Origin of the sequence: Tissierella sp. (genome assembly GCF_031460495.1) — a bacterium.
Lineage (GTDB): Bacteria > Bacillota > Clostridia > Tissierellales > Tissierellaceae > JAVKTS01.
Map to the genome: position 1 here is coordinate 23,190 of NZ_JAVKTS010000002.1, position 18,285 is coordinate 41,474.

The 18,285-nt window shown below is 33.7% G+C and carries 15 protein-coding genes; all 15 read left to right on the plus strand.

Going from position 1 to position 18,285, the window contains the following annotated elements; all coding sequences use genetic code 11:
• Positions 1–9: 9 nt before the first annotated feature.
• The 15 genes from grdD to RIN63_RS03945 all read left to right on the plus strand — a co-directional run bounded on the left by grdD (position 10) and on the right by RIN63_RS03945 (position 18,269).
• Complete coding sequence (gene grdD, locus RIN63_RS03875; protein WP_310443363.1) at positions 10–1,197, plus strand: glycine/sarcosine/betaine reductase complex component C subunit alpha; 1,188 nt, start codon at positions 10–12, stop codon at positions 1,195–1,197.
• Positions 1,198–1,382: 185 nt separating this feature from the next.
• Positions 1,383–2,525 carry a BMP family ABC transporter substrate-binding protein gene (locus RIN63_RS03880; RefSeq protein WP_310443364.1) on the plus strand — a complete coding sequence of 381 codons (1,143 nt, stop codon included), beginning with the start codon at positions 1,383–1,385 and terminating at the stop codon, positions 2,523–2,525.
• A 180-nt stretch (positions 2,526–2,705) separates the two neighbouring features.
• Complete coding sequence (locus RIN63_RS03885; protein WP_310443365.1) at positions 2,706–4,232, plus strand: ABC transporter ATP-binding protein; 1,527 nt, start codon at positions 2,706–2,708, stop codon at positions 4,230–4,232.
• A gap of 82 nt (positions 4,233–4,314) precedes the next feature.
• A complete protein-coding gene (locus RIN63_RS03890) occupies positions 4,315–5,421 on the plus strand; it encodes an ABC transporter permease (protein WP_310443366.1) in 1,107 nt (368 codons plus the stop codon).
• On the plus strand, positions 5,421–6,386 hold the full coding sequence (locus RIN63_RS03895) for an ABC transporter permease (protein ID WP_310443367.1): 966 nt from the start codon (positions 5,421–5,423) through the stop codon (positions 6,384–6,386). The genes RIN63_RS03890 and RIN63_RS03895 overlap by 1 nt, the downstream gene beginning before the upstream one ends.
• A gap of 120 nt (positions 6,387–6,506) precedes the next feature.
• Complete coding sequence (gene rpoN / locus RIN63_RS03900; protein ID WP_310443368.1) at positions 6,507–7,880, plus strand: RNA polymerase factor sigma-54; 1,374 nt, start codon at positions 6,507–6,509, stop codon at positions 7,878–7,880.
• Between the two features lie 168 nt (positions 7,881–8,048).
• Complete coding sequence (locus tag RIN63_RS03905) at positions 8,049–9,068, plus strand: sugar-binding domain-containing protein (protein WP_310443369.1); 1,020 nt, start codon at positions 8,049–8,051, stop codon at positions 9,066–9,068.
• 50 nt (positions 9,069–9,118) lie between these two features.
• Positions 9,119–10,123, plus strand: a complete 1,005-nt coding sequence (gene gap, locus RIN63_RS03910) for a type I glyceraldehyde-3-phosphate dehydrogenase (RefSeq protein ID WP_310443370.1) — start codon at positions 9,119–9,121, stop codon at positions 10,121–10,123.
• 78 nt (positions 10,124–10,201) lie between these two features.
• Positions 10,202–11,395 carry a phosphoglycerate kinase gene (locus RIN63_RS03915; RefSeq protein WP_310443371.1) on the plus strand — a complete coding sequence of 398 codons (1,194 nt, stop codon included), beginning with the start codon at positions 10,202–10,204 and terminating at the stop codon, positions 11,393–11,395.
• A 16-nt stretch (positions 11,396–11,411) separates the two neighbouring features.
• A complete protein-coding gene (gene tpiA / locus RIN63_RS03920) occupies positions 11,412–12,155 on the plus strand; it encodes a triose-phosphate isomerase (RefSeq protein WP_310443372.1) in 744 nt (247 codons plus the stop codon).
• An 11-nt stretch (positions 12,156–12,166) separates the two neighbouring features.
• The gene (gene gpmI / locus RIN63_RS03925; RefSeq protein WP_310443373.1) at positions 12,167–13,699 is read left to right on the plus strand and encodes a 2,3-bisphosphoglycerate-independent phosphoglycerate mutase; all 1,533 of its coding nucleotides are present in this window, start codon (positions 12,167–12,169) and stop codon (positions 13,697–13,699) included.
• A 5-nt stretch (positions 13,700–13,704) separates the two neighbouring features.
• Positions 13,705–14,997 (plus strand): phosphopyruvate hydratase, encoded by a 1,293-nt coding sequence (gene eno / locus RIN63_RS03930; protein ID WP_310443374.1) that lies wholly within the window; start codon positions 13,705–13,707, stop codon positions 14,995–14,997.
• Positions 14,998–15,136: 139 nt separating this feature from the next.
• Positions 15,137–15,364 (plus strand): preprotein translocase subunit SecG, encoded by a 228-nt coding sequence (secG, locus tag RIN63_RS03935; RefSeq protein WP_310443375.1) that lies wholly within the window; start codon positions 15,137–15,139, stop codon positions 15,362–15,364.
• Between the two features lie 18 nt (positions 15,365–15,382).
• The gene (locus RIN63_RS03940; RefSeq protein WP_310443376.1) at positions 15,383–17,383 is read left to right on the plus strand and encodes a sodium-translocating pyrophosphatase; all 2,001 of its coding nucleotides are present in this window, start codon (positions 15,383–15,385) and stop codon (positions 17,381–17,383) included.
• 109 nt (positions 17,384–17,492) lie between these two features.
• Positions 17,493–18,269, plus strand: a complete 777-nt coding sequence (locus RIN63_RS03945) for an alpha/beta hydrolase (protein ID WP_310443377.1) — start codon at positions 17,493–17,495, stop codon at positions 18,267–18,269.
• The last annotated feature ends 16 nt before the right edge of the window (positions 18,270–18,285 follow it).

Here is an 18,285-nt window from a genome sequence, read left to right on the forward strand (position 1 = left end):
GGTGATATTATGGTAGAGAATAACATAAAGGGTATGATAGGAAAGGTATTTAATGATATTGCAGATGCTATGCAAACTGGCCAATTTGGTGGTAGGGTTAGAGTTGGAGTAACTGTAGCTGGATCTGAGCTAGGTATTGATAATATCGTGAAAGGAGCAGAACTTGCTCAAGCAAGAGACAATAGTATAGAAGTAGTTTTAATTGGACCAAAAGTAACTTCAACTCTAACTCAATATAATGTTGAAGGTGAAGATGCACAACATAAAAAGATGGAAGAGCTACTTGATAGCGGTGAAATAGGTGCTTGTGTTACTATGCATTACAATTTTCCTATAGGTGTTTCCACTGTAGGTAGAGTTGTAACTCCAGGTCATGGAAAAGAAATGTTCTTAGCTACGACTACTGGGACATCTTCTCCTCATAGAGTAGAAGGTATGGTTAAAAATGGTATCTACGGTATTATAGCCGCTAAGGCTATGGGTGTTTCTAATCCAACAGTAGGTATATTAAATTTAGACGGTGCTAGACAAGTTGAAAGAGCATTTAAAGAATTAGCATCTAAGGGTTACCCAATTAATTTTACAGAATCAGGCAGAGCAGATGGTGGTAATGTTATGAGAGGTAATGACCTTTTAACAGGTACTCCAGATGTAATGATTAATGATACTTTAACAGGAAATATTTTAATGAAAGTATTCTCCTCTTATACAACAGGTGGATCCTATGAATCACAAGGATATGGATATGGACCTGGTATTGGAGAAGATTATAATAGAACAATCCTTATACTTTCCAGAGCATCTGGTACTCCAGTAGTTGCAAATGCCCTTGGATATGCAGCTTCTTTAGTTAGAGGAAATGTAGCTGAAATTGCAAAGCAAGAATTTGGGTTAGCGAATAAAGCAGGTCTTAAAGATATCTTAGCAGGACTTACAAAGGATACAAAAAAAGCAGAATCAAAAGAAGAAAAAACTGTAGTTGCACCAGAAAAAGAAACTGTAACTGGTACAATAAATGGCATAGATATTATGGAATTAGAAGAGGCTGTAGAATCTCTATGGAAAGCAGGTATATACGCTGAATCCGGAATGGGATGTACAGGACCTATAGTAATGGTAAACGAAGCAAAGTTAAATGAAGCAATTAAAGCATTAGCAAAAGCTGGATATGATGTAGGAGAAGCTGATCCTTGCTAAATAATTACTCCAAGGAAACTTGGAGTTTTTTATTAGCACATATAGTAAAATTCCTTTGTGTAATTTATACAAAGATTTTTAGCAGTCGAAAATCTATTATTCAATATAATAGTTGTAATTTTTTTAGGTAAGAGTTATAATTAAGTCAAAGACGCTAGTCAAATGAATTATTAGGGGGGCATAAAATGAAAAAGGTATTAGTCATTACTTTAGCAATTATGTTAGTAGCTATGAGTTTAGTAGGGTGTTCAGGAGGGGCAGCACTTAATGGTCCAGATATTACATTAATTACAGACAAAGGGAACATAGATGATAAGTCATTTAACCAGGGTTCCTGGGAGGGTGTAGTAGAATTTGCTAAGAAAGAAAAGATACCACATACTTACATCAAACCTGAAGAGGCTTCAGATGATGGATATCTAGCAGCTATTGATCTTGCAGTAGAAGGCGGGGCTAAGGTAATAGTAACACCAGGATTTTTATTTGAAGTTGCAGTTTACCAAGCACAAACAAAATACCCAGAAGTTAAGTTTATTCTTCTAGATGGTACACCACATACTGCTGATTATTCAGATTTCCTAACCAAAGAAAATGTTGCATCTATATTATATGCTGAAGAAGAATCAGGATATCTTGCAGGATATGCTGCAGTTATGGATGGATTGACTAACCTTGGATTCATGGGCGGTATGGCTGTTCCTGCTGTTCAAGCATTTGGTTACGGATATCTTCAAGGAGCAGAAGATGCAGCTAAGGAGTTAGGGCTTGCAGATGGAGCAATAAAGACTACTTACCATTATACTGGTAACTTCGACGAAACTGATACAAATAAAGCAACTGCAAAAACAATGTATCAAGAAGGCGTAGAAGCAATATTTGCATGTGGTGGTTCAGTTGGTAAGTCAGTAATGTCAGCAGCTAGTGAAGAAGAAGCGAAAGTTATTGGTGTTGACGTAGACCAAAGATATGACAGTGAAACTGTAATGACTTCTGCTACAAAGGGTCTTGCAGCTTCTGTAATAGCTGTACTTGAATCTATTTACAAAACTAATAGCTGGGATACTTATGGTGCGAAAACAACATATTTCAACGCAGCTAATGATGGTGTTGGACTTCCAACTATAGTTATAGGAGACGACAAGGCAGATGCATTTGATAGATTTAATTCTTTTAACAAGGAAGCATATGAAGATGTATTTGCAAGACTTGCTAATGGCAGCATTAAACCTATCAGAACAATAGATGTTGAAGATGCATCAGGCTATGCTACTGCAGAAGAGCTTGTAAATTCATTAAGTCTTACAAAAATTTCAGTTACAACAAGATAGTTAGAGAAATTTAATTACCTGCAATATTGTTATAAACCTTATGCAAGTAAAAATAATACAATGGGGGAAGGCTAAAACTTTCCTCCATTTTCATACTGAAAAATTATATAAGTTTAGTTATTTGATGGGAAAAAATAAAAATAATAAGAAGAGGTTAACGTGGAAAATTATATTGTTGAAATGCTTAATATTACGAAAGAATTTCCAGGTATTATTGCTAACGATGATATTACCTTAAAATTAAAAAAGGGAGAAATACACGCTCTACTAGGAGAAAACGGTGCAGGTAAATCCACCTTGATGAGTGTGCTCTTCGGACTTTATCAACCTGAAAAAGGGGAAATAAGGAAGAACGGAGAGTTGGTAAAGATCAACAATCCCAATGATGCCAATGCATTGGGGATTGGAATGGTTCATCAGCACTTCAAACTAGTGGAGATCTTTACTGTCCTTGAAAATATTATTCTTGGTGTAGAACCCAATACATTAGGCTTTCTTGAAAAAAAAGAAGCTAAGAAGAAGGTTATTGAACTAAGTGAGAGATATGGACTTAAAGTAAACCCAGATGCCCATATTGAAAATATATCAGTAGGGATGCAACAAAGAGTTGAAATTTTAAAAATGCTATATAGGGATAATGAAATTTTGATTTTTGATGAGCCAACTGCTGTACTTACTCCACAGGAGATCAAAGAACTTTTACAGATTATGAAAGGATTTGCTAATGAAGGTAAATCAATTCTTTTCATTACCCACAAACTTAACGAAATCATGGATGTTGCAGATAGATGTACAGTTCTACGCAAGGGTAAGTTTATAGGAACTGTAGATATCAAAGATTCATCTAAAGAAGAGCTTTCAAGGATGATGGTAGGTAGAGATATTAATTTTAGTGTAGTCAAGGAAAAAATGCCTACTGGTGATGTAGTGCTTTCAGTAAATAATCTTACTGTTCCATCTAAAATTCACAAAAATAATGCAGTTAAAAATGTGTCTTTTCAAGTTAGAGCAGGTGAGATAGTATGCCTAGCAGGAATTGATGGCAATGGACAAACAGAATTTGTTAATGCACTAACGGGTCTAGATAAAGTTGCTTCAGGTAATATTAGTTTATGTGGTAAGGATATAACCAAAGCACCAATTAGAAATCGTTCCATATTGGGTATGAGTCATATTCCGGAAGATAGGCACAAGCATGGGCTTGTTCTAGATTATAAATTAGAGGAAAATTTAGTACTTCAAAAATATTGGCAACCTGAATTTCAAAAAAACGGGTTTATTAAATTTGATGCAGTGAGAAAATATGCAGAAAATCTCATAGAAAAATATGACATTAGATCTGGTCAAGGACCAGTTACCATAGCAAGAAGTATGTCTGGTGGAAATCAACAAAAGGCAATAATTGCAAGGGAAATTGATAAGGAACATGAATTGCTAGTGGCTGTACAACCAACAAGGGGTTTGGATGTAGGAGCTATAGAATATGTCCACAAACAACTTGTAGCAAGACGAGATGCAGGCAAAGCAGTATTATTAGTGTCTCTGGAATTAGACGAAGTAATGGATGTATCTGATCGTATTTTGGTAATATATGAAGGTGAAATCGTAGGGGAGCTTGATCCAAAGACAACTACTGTACAAGAACTTGGACTTTACATGTCAGGAGCAAAACGCGATACCATAAAGGAGATTAACGATGCAGGATAAAAATAATTCAATAAATAAAAATAAATTTAATCTGAGAAACATAACACATAGTGTTGGATTTTCCTCCCTATCATCTGCGCTAATGGCTATTTTTCTGGGCCTAGTTTTTGGATTTGTTGTAATGCTTGCCGCTGCACCAGGAAGTGCAATAGCAGGATTTAGACATATAGTTTTAGGAGGATTTAATCGTATAGGTAATGTTTTTTATTTTGCAACGCCAATTTTAATGACAGGTTTAGCTGTAGGTTTTGCATTTAAAATGGGATTATTTAATATAGGTGCCTCAGGACAATATACAATGGGTATGTTTTTTTCCCTTTATGTTGGTTTTATGTGGGATTTACCTAGTGGAATACATTGGATAGTGGCTATTTTAGCTGGAATGCTGGGAGGTATGCTCTGGGGTTTTATTCCTGGTTTTTTTAAAGCCTTTCTAAATGTAAATGAAGTAATTACATCAATTATGTTCAACTATATTGGTATGTATTTAGTTGATATGCTAGTTCAGGGAAATTCAATTATGTATAATTCTACTATGACTAGAACCAACTATTTGCCATTAAATGCGCAAATTCCATCTCTGGGTGTTGCTGGGTCCAATGTAAATCTAGGAATTATATTTGCAATAATAATTGGATTCATTTTATACATTATCTTGCAAAAAACCACTTTCGGATATGAATTAAAGGCAACAGGATTTAATAAGTATGCTAGTGAATATGCTGGGATGAAGGGAAAAACAAATATAATGATTACAATGGTAATAGCTGGTGGACTAGCGGGTCTAGGGGGTGCATTTGCAATACTTGCACCATCTGCCATAGCAGGAAGTAGTATGACCTATGAACCTATTAATATTATTGCTGCTGCTGGATTTAATGGTATTGCTGTTGCACTCCTTGGGAATTCTCATCCATTGGGAATCATTTTATCATCAATCTTTATCTCCCATATACAGCGTGGAGGTACACTGGCAAGCCTTGTTGGATATAAGCCGGAGATAATAGATGTTGTAATAGCTATAATTATTTATTTTTCTGCATTTGCTATGATAATGAATTCTGCACTAGCTAGTTTCTTTAAAAAACGTATTGAAAAGAGACATCCAGTTCTTGAAACTATAGAAGATAAATCTGTAGAGATGAAATCAGATAAGATGCCTGACAATAATACAAAGGAGGCAGAATAATGGAAACTGTATATTATTTAATACAAAACATGCTTCCTGTAGCTATTCCACTGCTCCTTGTAGCACTAGGTGGTATGTTTAGCGAAACATCTGGAGTAATAAACCTAGCACTTGAAGGAATTATGCTTTTTGGAGCTTTCTTTGGAGCCTTATTTGTTTATGCAGTTCAAGAATCAGGTATGGGTCCACAAACGATTTTACTTATAGGTATGATAATAGCCGCTATAGCAGGAATAATATACTCACTGTTATTATCCTTCGCTGCAGTAACTATGAAGGCAAATCAAACTATTACAGGAACTTCTCTAAACATGCTTATACCGGCAGCAATTTTGTTATTTTCAAAGATGTTCTTCAATAGTGATGGTATTACAACTAGGATGAATTTTTATATTCGAAAAATGCCTGTACTGGGTGATATTCCAGTATTAGGACAATTGTTTTTCCAAAAAACATATTTAACAGTTGGCATTGGTTTAATTTTTCTGATTATATCTGCTATTGTGTTTTATAAGACTAAGTTTGGACTTAGACTTCGTGCATGTGGAGAGCATCCCCATGCAGCTGATTCAGTAGGTATAAATGTTCATAGAATGAGATATGCAGGTGTTTGCATATCAGGTATATTAGGTGGCATCGGAGGATTCTTCTATTCTGTAGGAGTTATGGATGGTAATGTAAATGGGCATACTGGTGTTGCTGGATTTGGATTTCTAGCTTTAGCAGTAATGATATTCGGTCAATGGAAACCAGGCAGAATCTTTTTTGGAGCAATATTTTTTGCATTCCTTAGAACTTTAGCTTATTCAGTTTCTTTGATACCATTTCTTTATAATCTAGGTATCAATCAAACTTACTACAAGATGATGCCTTATATCGCTACAATGATAGTTCTTGCGTTTACATCTAAGAAATCAAGGGCTCCAAAAGCCGAAGGTATTCCATACGATAAAACTCAAAGATAATTTAAAAGAATGTAATATAAAGACAAGGTTAATAAAAATTCCTTGTCTTTTATTTTGTGCTTTTGTAAACATCTGATATAATAGAGGTATAGAAATTATATCTAGAGAGGATTGGAATAAATGAGACTTAGCTATGATTTAACCCTTGAACAATCACAAAAACTAGTGATGACACCAGAACTAAGACAAGCCATAGAACTACTTCAATTCAATAGCCTAGAATTAAAGGAATATCTAGCAAATGAATTAGAAGAAAATCCTATGCTTGAATCATTAAGTTCCACAGATGAGTTTGAGAATCTAGACAAATATACAGAAGATAAGGAAATAGATTGGAAGGAATACTTAGAAAAATATGATGATATTAGTTATAGACCACAAGTAGATAAAAATCTTAAGGATTATAATTATGAATCTTTTGTATCATACGAACCTACTTTAAATGAACATTTAATGTCTCAGCTTAATCTTGTATGTTTAGGGAATAAAGAATGGAAAATAGGCGAGAATATAATACATAATATAGATGAAAATGGATATTTAAAACTATCTGTAGCAGATATTTCAGATTATATGCAATGTAGTATAGAAGAAGTTGAAATTATATTAAAAGTAGTACAAACCTTTGAACCCCTAGGAGTTGGAGCTAGAGATCTAAGAGAATGTCTATTGATTCAAGTAAGAGAAAGAAAAGATTATGAGAGCTATGTAATACCAATAATCCAAGATTATTTAGAGGATCTTGGGCATAACAAAATACAGAAAATTGCTAAAGAACTTAATCTAGATTTAATGCAAGTTCAAGAAGCATGTGATTATATAAGAGGACTGGAGCCTAAACCTGGCAGAAGTTTTTATAATAATGATGAGATTAGATATGTAGCTCCAGATGCTAGTATTGAGTTAATAGAAGGGGAATTTGTAGTTGTTTTAAATGATACAGCAGGACCCAAATTAAATATTAATTCCTATTACAGAGAACTGATGAAAACAGGAAATGATAAGAATACTATAGAATTTCTTAACGAAAAGTTTAATTCAGCAATGTGGATAATCAGAAGTATAGAGCAAAGAAGATCTACAATTAAAAAAGTAATAGAATCAATATTAAAATTTCAAATAAATTTTTTTCTAGAGGGCGAAAAATCATTAAGACCATTAACTTTGAAAGATGTGGCTGAGGATATAGAAATGCATGAGTCAACCATATCAAGAGCAACTAATGGTAAGTATGTGCAGACCCCTAGAGGATTATTTGAATTAAAGTATTTCTTTTCATCAGGATTATTAGGGGATGATGGTGATATATCATCAACTAGTATTAAATCCACATTGAAGGAGTTAATTGATAGTGAGGATATTAAAAAACCTTATAGCGATCAGAAAATATCTGAAATATTAAAATCAAAAGGTATAAATATATCGAGAAGAACAGTAGCAAAATACAGAGATGAATTAAATATTATGTCCTCTTCCATGAGAAGAAGATATTAGAAATAAATTGTATTTTCGTATTGCATTAAAAACTATACTAATATATACTAAGGGTAGTGGAATTAATATTCTACTATTTCTTTATCATTTGCGGGACAAATAATACACGGAGTGGGACAAGAATAATCCCATGTCTTTGATTAAATTTTCTAATCAAGAGGTGATGAATTGGATACATTAGAATTACTGAAAATAATATCCCCAGAAATGATAGAAATAATCGAGAAAAGATACCAAATTCTTAGATCTGTTTCTTATAATCAACCAATTGGAAGAAGAACTTTAGCAAATGAATTAAACTTTAAGGAACGAGCAGTTAGGGATGAAGTGGATATGCTTAAATCCCTAGGATTATTAAGTGTTGATATAATGGGTATGTATATAACTGAAGATGGAAAAAAGATTTTATCAGATATTGATTCAATTTATTATAGACTAAAAGGCATACCAAAGCTTGAAGAGCAATTAAAAGATGTATTAGGGATTAAAAAAGCTATAATAGCCCCTGGGAACTTAAATGATAATCGGATGGTTCTCAAAGAAATGGGTAAAATTACTTCAAGGATGCTTAAAAGTATCATTCAGCCTAAAGATATTATTGGCATTACTGGTGGTAGTACAATGGCAGCTGTGGCAAAGGAAGTTACATTTGATAATAAACCTAGAGATATAATGGTTATACCAGCGAGAGGAGGTTTAGGATCTGAAGTAGAGACTCAGTCCAACTCAATAGCTGCAAAACTAGCCGAAAAGCTAGGTGGATCATATAGATTATTATATGTCCCTGATAGTATTGATGAAGAAACATTACAGCTAATGCTAAAAAACAAAGATATTAAGGAAACTATGGAAAAGATGGATAATATGAATATTCTAGTTTTTGGCATAGGTAGAGCTGATGTAATGGCCAAAAGAAGAAATATGCAAGATGAAAAAATAGGAGAATTAATTCATTGTGGAGCTGTAGCTGAATCATTAGGTCATTATTTTGATATAAATGGAGAAGAAGTCTTAGAATACAAGACAATTGGCTTACCCCTTGAAAAGTTTAAGCTATTGGATAATATTATTGGAGTAGCAGGTGGTGAGGATAAAGCAGAGGCAATACTGGCTGTATCTTCTTTAAATAAAAATATGACATTAATAACAGATGAATCATCTGCAAGAAAGATATTGGAAATCGTATAAAAAGCTAAATTATAGCTATTAATATAAAAAAATCTTAAGGAGGAATTTTTATGTCAATGAAAGTTGGATTAAGTGGATTTGGTAGAATTGGTAGAGATGTATTAAGATCTTATGCAGAAAATGGTGTAGACGAATTTGAGATAGTTGCAGTTAATGCATCTGGTAGTCTTGAAGATTTAGCACATTTATTTAAGTATGATACAATGTATGGAAAATTTGATGGTACTATAGAGGTAGCAGAAGATGGATTTATAATCAATGGTAAAAAAATCAAAGTAGTAGCTCATAGAGATCCAGTTGAAATTCCATGGAAAGAGCTTGGAGTAGAATTAGTTATAGACTCTACAGGTGCATTTAGAGACAGAGAAGGTCTATCTAAACATATAACTGCAGGTGCAAAGAAAGTAATAATTACTGCACCAGCTAAGGATGAAGATATTACAATTGTATTAGGAGTAAATGAAGATAAATATGAACCAGCAAAACATCATATTATTTCCAATGCTTCATGTACAACAAACTGTTTAGCACCAGTGGCTAAAGTTATATTAGAGAACTTTGGAATTAACAAAGGATTGATGACTACAATTCATGCATATACAAATGATCAACAAATACTAGATAAAAGACATAAAGATCTTAGACGCGCAAGAACTGCAGCACAAAATATAATCCCAACTACAACAGGAGCTGCAAAAGCTGTAGCATTAGTATTGCCAGAACTAAAAGGTAAATTGAATGGTTTCTCAGTTAGAGTTCCAGTACCTACAGTTTCAATGGTAGATGTAGTATTTGAAGTTGGAAAGGGAACTACAGCAGAAGAAGTTAATAGAGTATTAAAAGAAGCTAGTGAAGGAGAACTAAAAGGAATATTAGGTTATTCAGATGAACCACTAGTATCTTCAGATTATATAGCAGACCCTCGTTCCTCAATCGTAGACAGTCTATCAACTATGGTTATAGACAATATGGTTAAGGTAGTATCATGGTATGATAATGAGTGGGGATACTCAGAAAGAGTAGTTGACCTAGCAAAATTAGTAGCAAATAAATAGATTAACAAATAAGTTCGGTTTCTGGTGCCAGGCACCAAAAACCGAACTTATTCAAACATTTGTTATGGAGGGATGGGAATGCTCAATAAAAAATCATTAAAAGATTTAAATTTTTCAGGGAAAAAGGTTTTAGTAAGATGTGACTTTAATGTACCCATGGATGAAAATGGAAAAATTACAGATGATATAAGGATAACTAGTTCCTTGCCAACTATAAATTTTTTAACTGATAAAGGTGCTAAAGTAATACTTATGTCACATTTAGGTAGACCTAAAGGAGAGCCAAATAAGAAATATTCTTTAAAAGCAGTAGCAGATAGACTAACAGAATTACTTAATAAAGAAGTTATATTTGCAGAGGATGATAATGTTGTATCAGATATAGTAAAAAAGAAAATAGATACCATGAAAAATGGTGATGTTGCCTTACTTGAGAATACAAGATTTAGAAAAGAAGAGGAAAAGAATGAGGAAAACTTCTCAAAAGAATTAGCATCTCTTGGTGAATTATATGTGAATGATGCATTTGGAACTTCTCATAGGGCACATGCATCTAATGTAGGGGTTTCTACCTATTTACCGTCCGCTGTTGGCTATTTAGTTGAGAAAGAGATATCTATCATGGGTAAGGCTCTTGAAGCACCGGAAAGGCCATTTGTGGCTATTTTAGGTGGTGCTAAAGTATCAGATAAAATTGGGGTAATCGAAAACCTTATAAATAAAGTAGATACAATAATAGTTGGTGGAGGCATGGCTTATACCTTTTTAAAGGCACAGGGTCATGAAATAGGTAAATCACTATTGGAAGAAGATAAGATAGACTTGGCAAAGAGTTTATTGCAAAAGGCCAAGGAAAAAAATGTACAATTAGTTTTACCAGTAGATACTGTTGTTGCAAAGGAATTCAAGAATGATACTGAATATAAGACTGTTGAAATAGAAAAGATTCCAGAAGACATGATGGGATTAGATATTGGTGAAAAATCCATAAAACTATTCTCAGATGAAATATTGAAGGCGAAAACTATAATTTGGAATGGACCTATGGGAGTATTTGAAATGGACAACTTTGCAAAAGGAACTAACTCTATTGCAAAAGCAATGTCAGAAACAGATGGAATTACCATAGTAGGTGGTGGAGATTCTGCTTCTGCAGTGGAAAAGGCAGGCTATGGACAAAAGATGACCCATATATCCACAGGAGGAGGAGCTTCCTTAGAATTATTAGAAGGGAAGATTCTACTAGGAATTGAGGCAATATCTGAAAGATAAAGAGGAGGTAATATTAATGCGAACTCCTATAATCGCAGGAAATTGGAAAATGAATAATACTATAAAAGAAGGACTTCAATTAATTGAAGAGATAAAATCTCAAAAATTAATTGAAGAAGTTGAAGCAGTAATATGTTTACCCTTTACTATGCTTCAAGCTGGTAAAAAAGCCATAGAAAATACTAATATAAAATTAGGTGCACAAAATATGCATTGGGAAAATAATGGGGCTTTCACAGGAGAGGTATCTCCATTGATGTTAAAGGAACTAGGTGTTGAATATGTAATACTTGGTCACTCGGAAAGACGACAATACTTCAATGAAACCGATGACAATGTAAATAAGAAAATTAAATCTGCACTAATCCATGGTATTAAGCCAATAGTTTGCGTAGGTGAAACCCTAGAGCAAAGGGAAGAGGAAATTGAAAAAGATGTGGTAAAATCTCAAATCTTAAATGCCTTTGAGGGAATAGAAGGAAAAGATTTAGATAATATAGTAATTGCCTATGAACCAATTTGGGCAATTGGAACAGGTAAAACTGCTTCATCAGATGATGCCAATTATATGCTAGGTTTCATACGGGAGACCATTGGTAGCAAATATGGTGACAAGAAAGATATAATTAGGATACAATATGGAGGATCTGTAAAACCAAGCAATATAAAAGAATTGATGAATAAAAATGAAATAGATGGTGCTTTAGTTGGCGGGGCTAGTCTAAAGGCTGAAGACTTCGTTAGTTTAATAAATTATTAATGGAGGAAGATATGGTTAAAACACCAGTCATGCTAATAATACTTGATGGATTTGGTATAGGAAAGGAATATGCTGGGAATGCAGTAAAATTAGCTAGAACACCTAATATAGATAGATTGTTTGAAGAAAATCCAAATACTACTTTAGAAGCAGGTGGCTTATTAGTGGGATTACCAGCAGGACAGATGGGTAATTCTGAGGTAGGTCATTTAAATATTGGGGCAGGGCGAATAATATATCAAGACTTTACCAAAATATCTAAATCTATAGTAGATGGAGATTTCTTTGATAAAAAGGAATTTTTAGGTGCGATAGAAAATGCAAAGCAAAATAACTCAAAATTACATTTAATAGGTTTGTTATCAGAAGGAGGAGTCCATAGTCATAATACACATTTATACGCATTATTAGAATTGATGAAAAAACATGAATTTTATGATGTTTATGTACATGTAATACTAGATGGTAGAGATGTATCACCTACTTCTGGAAAAGAAGATATAAAAGCTCTAATGGATAAGATGGAAGAAATAGGAGTAGGTAAGATTGCCACAATATCTGGAAGATATTATGCAATGGATAGAGATAAAAGATGGGATAGAACAAAATTAGCTTATGATGCCATGGTACTTGGGATTGGCGATGAAAACAGTAACCCTTTGCTAGTTGTGGAAAAATCCTATGGTGAAGACATTACCGATGAGTTCATTATTCCTACTGTTATAAAAGAAAACAGTTTACCAGTAGCCACTATAGACACTTCTGATTCTATTATATTTTTTAATTTCAGATCAGATAGACCAAGGCAACTAACTAGAGCCTTTGTAGATGAGAATTTTGGTGGATTTGAAAGAGAAAAAAAGGTTGCAACATTTTTTGTTACTATGACACAATATGATGAAACTATAGGAAATGTTCATATAGCCTATACAAATGCTTCGCCTATTAATACATTAGGACAGTATATAAGTAATAAAGGTCTATATCAACTTAGAATTGCGGAAACTGAAAAATATGCCCATGTAACTTTCTTCTTCAATGGAGGTGTGGAGCCACCTTTTATCAATGAGGATAGAGCCCTTATCCCTTCTCCAAAAGTAGCAACTTATGATCTAAAGCCAGAGATGAGTGCTATAGCTGTAAAAGATGAGGTAATAGCTAGGTTGAAAATGGATAAATATGATTTAATTGTTTTGAATTTTGCAAATGCAGATATGGTTGGCCATACAGGAGTAGTAGAAGCAACAGTAAAAGCCATAGAGACAGTGGATAGTTGCTTAGGAGAAATAATAGAACTTTTATTAGAAAAAGGTGGAAAGGCTTTAATTACATCTGATCATGGGAATGCAGAAATGCTCATAGATGAAAATGATGGCAGTCCTATAACTTCACATACAAACAATAGAGTACCATTAATATTAGTTGGAGAGAAGAATGTTAAATTAAATGAAGGCATATTAGCAGACTTAGCTCCCACAATATTAGAATTAATGGGGCTGGAAAAACCAGAAGAAATGACAGGGAAATCATTAAAGAAAGGATGATAAATATGAGTATAATAACAGATATTTATGCAAGAGAGGTACTTGACTCAAGGGGTAATCCAACAATAGAGGTTGAAGTATGGACTGAAAATGATGCACATGGTAGAGCTTTAGTTCCTTCAGGAGCTTCTACAGGTATATTTGAAGCTGTTGAATTAAGAGATGGAGATAAAGGAAGATATTTAGGTAAAGGTGTTATGAAAGCGGTAGAAAATGTTAATAATATTATTGCAGAAGAAATAATAGGCATGAATGTATTTGAGCAATCCGATATAGATAAAATAATGATTGAATTAGATGGCACACCAAACAAAGGAAAGTTAGGAGCAAATGCTATACTTGGAGTATCATTAGCAGTAGCAAGAGCAGCAGCTGATGAATTAAACATGCCATTATATCAATATATAGGCGGAATAAATGCAAAAGTGCTTCCAGTTCCTATGATGAATATTTTAAATGGTGGGGAGCATGCAGACAATAATGTAGATATCCAAGAATTTATGGTAATGCCTGTTGGAGCAGTTAATTTTAGAGAAGCATTAAGAATGGGAGCAGAAATATTTCATAATCTAAGGATAGTTCTTAAATCAAAAGGATTGAATACAGCTGTAGGTGATGAGGGTGGATTCGCACCAAACTTATCAAGTAATGAAGAAGCATTAAAGACCATAGTTGAAGCTATTGAAAAAGCAGGATATAAACCTGGTGAAGAGATAATGCTAGCATTAGATGTAGCTGCTTCAGGAATGTATGATGAAGATAAAAAGGTTTATAATCTTCAAGGAGAAGGTAGAACCCTTACAGTAGAACAAATGATAGATTATTACGCAGACTTAGTAGATAAATATCCTATAATCTCCATAGAAGATGGCTTAGCAGAAGATGATTGGGATGGATGGAAATTGCTAACTGAAAGACTTGGGGATAAAATCCAGTTAGTAGGTGATGATTTATTTGTAACTAATACAGAAAGACTTGAAAAAGGTATAGATTTAAATATTTCAAACTCAGTATTGGTTAAATTAAATCAAATAGGTACCCTTACAGAAACATTAGATACTATAGAGATGGCAAGAATAAATGGATATACAGCAGTTGTATCTCATAGATCAGGTGAAACAGAAGATACTACAATAGCAGATTTGGTAGTAGCAACAAATGCAGGCCAAATAAAGACAGGAGCACCTTCTAGGACTGATAGAGTTGCAAAATACAATCAATTACTAAGAATAGAAGATATGCTAGGTAATAGCGCAGTATATAGAGGAAAAAATACATTTTATAATTTGAAAAAATAGTAGAATAAGGGGGCGTAGATCAATGATTTAATCTTTTACAGAGTTAATCTATCTATTGATTTTATGCTCCTTCTATGTTAAAATAGTAATGTTTATAGGGGATATGGTTATATCTACTTTATTTGTTGGAGGTGTAAATATGACAACATTATTTTCAGTATTAATTCTTGCATCAAGTTTATCTTTGATAGTTTCTGTAGTATTACAAGAAGGCAATGATGGTGGCCTAGGAACAGTAGGGGGAAATTCATCAGATTCATTATGGGGCAAATCAAGAGGTTCAAGCCGCCAAGACATGCTTAAAAGAGTAACAGTAATATCAGCTGTTATCTTTTTAATATCAGCTTTAATACTAGCAGCTAAATAACGAAGGAGGAGTAAAAAAATGAATATGGCATTAATTGCAGCGCCAGTAGTTGGTATATTGGCGTTATTATTTGCTTTTTATAAAGCAAAAGGTGTTGAGAAGGTTAAACCAGGAAATGCTAGAATGCAGGAAATAGCAAAATACATTCATGACGGTTCTATGGCTTTCCTTAGTAGACAATACAAATCATTAGCAATTTTCGTTGTAGTACTTTTTATTATTTTAACATTTGCACCAGGCCTTGGAATTAAAACTGCACTTTGTTTCTTACTTGGAGCGTTATTTTCAATTGCAGCAGGATATTTTGGTATGCAAGTGGCTACAAAAGCAAATGTAAGAACTGCAAATGCAGCGATGGAATCTGGTATGACAAAGGCATTAAATGTAGCATTCTCAGGTGGGGCGGTAATGGGAATGACTGTAGTAGGTTTAGGGCTTTTAGGAGTAGGAGTACTTTACATAATATTTGAGGATGCAAATATTATAACAGGCTTTGGATTAGGTGCTTCATCTATAGCATTATTTGCTAGAGTAGGTGGAGGGATCTATACTAAAGCAGCAGATGTAGGAGCAGACTTAGTAGGTAAAGTAGAAGCTGGAATTCCAGAAGACGATCCAAGAAACCCTGCTGTTATTGCAGATAACGTAGGAGATAATGTTGGAGATGTAGCAGGAATGGGAGCTGACTTATTTGAATCCTATGTTGGAGCAATTATTTCAGCTATTACTTTAGGTATTGTAGCTTATGGAGAAAAAGGAGTTTATTACGCTCTTGCACTTTCAGCTGTAGGTATTATTGCTTCAATAATTGGTGTTTACTTTGTTAGAGGTGACAAAGACCCTCAAAAAGCATTAAATAGTGGAACATTAGTAAGTTCATTGATTACTGTAGTAGCTGGTTTCTTTTTAAGTAATTATATATTAGAATCATATAAGCCATTTATAGCAATACTGTCTGGATTAGCAGTAGGACTTATTATAGCTAGAATAACAGAATATTACACATCTGGAGATTATGGTCCAGTTAAAAAGATAGCTAAAGAATCAGAAACAGGAGCCTCAACAAATATCATTGGTGGACTTTCAGTAGGTATGATGTCGACTGCTGGACCTATTATTGTAATAGCTATTGGTATCTTAGTAGCTTATTATGTATCAGGTGGATCAACTAATGCAGCTCAAGGGTTATATGGTATAGCTTTAGCAGCAGTAGGTATGTTATCAACAGCAGGTATGACTATAGCAGTAGATGCTTATGGTCCAATTGCTGATAATGCTGGTGGAATTGCAGAAATGTGTGAGTTACCAGAAAATGTTAGAGAAATTACAGACAAACTTGACTCAGTAGGAAATACTACAGCAGCAGTAGGTAAAGGATTTGCAATAGGATCAGCAGCTCTTACAGCTCTTGCACTATTTGCTTCTTATACTCAAGCTGTGGGATTAACTAGTATAGATTTAACAAAACCAACTGTTATTGCAGGTATGTTTATAGGTGGTATGTTACCATTCCTATTCTCAGCAATGACTATGGATGCAGTAGGTAAAGCAGCTTTTGCCATGATTGAAGAAGTTAGAAGACAATTTAGGGAAATGCCAGGTATCATGGAAGGAACAACAACTCCTGATTATGCTAATTGTGTAGATATAAGTACAAAAGCAGCTCTTAGGGAAATGATAATTCCTGGATTATTAGCAGTAGTTGTTCCAGTAGCAATAGGTTTATTATTAGGTGCAGAAGCATTAGGTGGACTTTTAGGAGGTTCATTGGTTACAGGTGTATTGATGGCTATATTCATGTCAAATGCTGGTGGAGCATGGGATAATGCTAAGAAATATATTGAAGCAGGAGCTCACGGTGGTAAAGGTAGCGAGGCTCACAAAGCTGCAGTTACTGGAGATACTGTAGGAGATCCATTCAAAGATACTTCTGGACCATCACTAAATATCTTAATAAAACTTATGACAATAGTAGCATTAGTATTTGCTGGATTATTTGGTAACGGTTTGTTATTCTAAAATAAAATCCCTCGAAAGAGGGATTTTTTTAATTCTGTAATAATATGCTATAGTATGTTATAATTATATAGATATAGGACATTATGACTATAAAAAAGGTTGGTTATTTATGGAGATTGTAATTGATAATTTAAAGTTAAATTACATAATAGAAGGTACAGGAAATGACATAATTGTATTGCATGGTTGGGGTGCCAATATAGATACTGTTATGCCCATAGTAAATATACTAAAAGATAAGTTCAGAGTACATGCTCTAGACCTACCTGGATTTGGTAAGAGTGAGGAACCAGATAAGCCTATAGACTCTTTTAAGTATGCAGAAATAGTAAAAAATTATATAGATAAGATGGGGATAATGAAAGTTACTTTAATAGGTCATTCCTTTGGAGGGAAACTATCTATTATTTTAGGTAGTAAGTACCCAGAGTTAGTGGATAAAATTGTGCTTGTAAATAGTGCAGGATTAAAACCTAAGAGAGGTCCTAAATATTATGTAAAAGTTTACAGCTTTAAGACATTAAGATTTATATATAAAAGGCTTTTTTTCTGGTTAAATAACCAAGAGAAAATGGAGAAATTCTACAGTAAGTTTGGATCAACAGATTATAAAGATGCTTCAGGTGTTATGAGAAAGATATTGGTTATTGCAGTAAATGAAAATTTGCTACCATTACTAGAGAAAATAAAAGCTCCTACATTACTTATATGGGGAGATAAAGATACAGCTACACCATTGTATTTTGGAAAGACAATGGAAAAGCATATACCAGACTCAGGTCTAGTAGTATTTGAAGGAGCAGGTCATTTTTCATATTTAGATGATTATCAAAGATTTACAGTAATAATTAAAAGCTTTTTGGAGTATGATAAAGGCAGTGAATAGTTAAGAGAGAATAGTT

What these genes read in the sequence shown, in the direction of transcription:
- grdD (WP_310443363.1), top strand. Translation starts at nt 10, where the DNA reads ATGGTAGAGAATAACATAAAGGGTATGATAGGAAAGGTATTTAATGAT.
- RIN63_RS03880 (WP_310443364.1), top strand. Translation starts at nt 1,383, where the DNA reads ATGAAAAAGGTATTAGTCATTACTTTAGCAATTATGTTAGTAGCTATG.
- RIN63_RS03885 (WP_310443365.1), top strand. Translation starts at nt 2,706, where the DNA reads ATGCTTAATATTACGAAAGAATTTCCAGGTATTATTGCTAACGATGAT.
- RIN63_RS03890 (WP_310443366.1), top strand. Translation starts at nt 4,315, where the DNA reads ATGGCTATTTTTCTGGGCCTAGTTTTTGGATTTGTTGTAATGCTTGCC.
- RIN63_RS03895 (WP_310443367.1), top strand. Translation starts at nt 5,421, where the DNA reads ATGGAAACTGTATATTATTTAATACAAAACATGCTTCCTGTAGCTATT.
- rpoN (WP_310443368.1), top strand. Translation starts at nt 6,507, where the DNA reads ATGAGACTTAGCTATGATTTAACCCTTGAACAATCACAAAAACTAGTG.
- gap (WP_310443370.1), top strand. Translation starts at nt 9,119, where the DNA reads ATGTCAATGAAAGTTGGATTAAGTGGATTTGGTAGAATTGGTAGAGAT.
- RIN63_RS03915 (WP_310443371.1), top strand. Translation starts at nt 10,202, where the DNA reads ATGCTCAATAAAAAATCATTAAAAGATTTAAATTTTTCAGGGAAAAAG.
- tpiA (WP_310443372.1), top strand. Translation starts at nt 11,412, where the DNA reads ATGCGAACTCCTATAATCGCAGGAAATTGGAAAATGAATAATACTATA.
- gpmI (WP_310443373.1), top strand. Translation starts at nt 12,167, where the DNA reads ATGGTTAAAACACCAGTCATGCTAATAATACTTGATGGATTTGGTATA.
- eno (WP_310443374.1), top strand. Translation starts at nt 13,705, where the DNA reads ATGAGTATAATAACAGATATTTATGCAAGAGAGGTACTTGACTCAAGG.
- secG (WP_310443375.1), top strand. Translation starts at nt 15,137, where the DNA reads ATGACAACATTATTTTCAGTATTAATTCTTGCATCAAGTTTATCTTTG.
- RIN63_RS03940 (WP_310443376.1), top strand. Translation starts at nt 15,383, where the DNA reads ATGAATATGGCATTAATTGCAGCGCCAGTAGTTGGTATATTGGCGTTA.
- RIN63_RS03945 (WP_310443377.1), top strand. Translation starts at nt 17,493, where the DNA reads ATGGAGATTGTAATTGATAATTTAAAGTTAAATTACATAATAGAAGGT.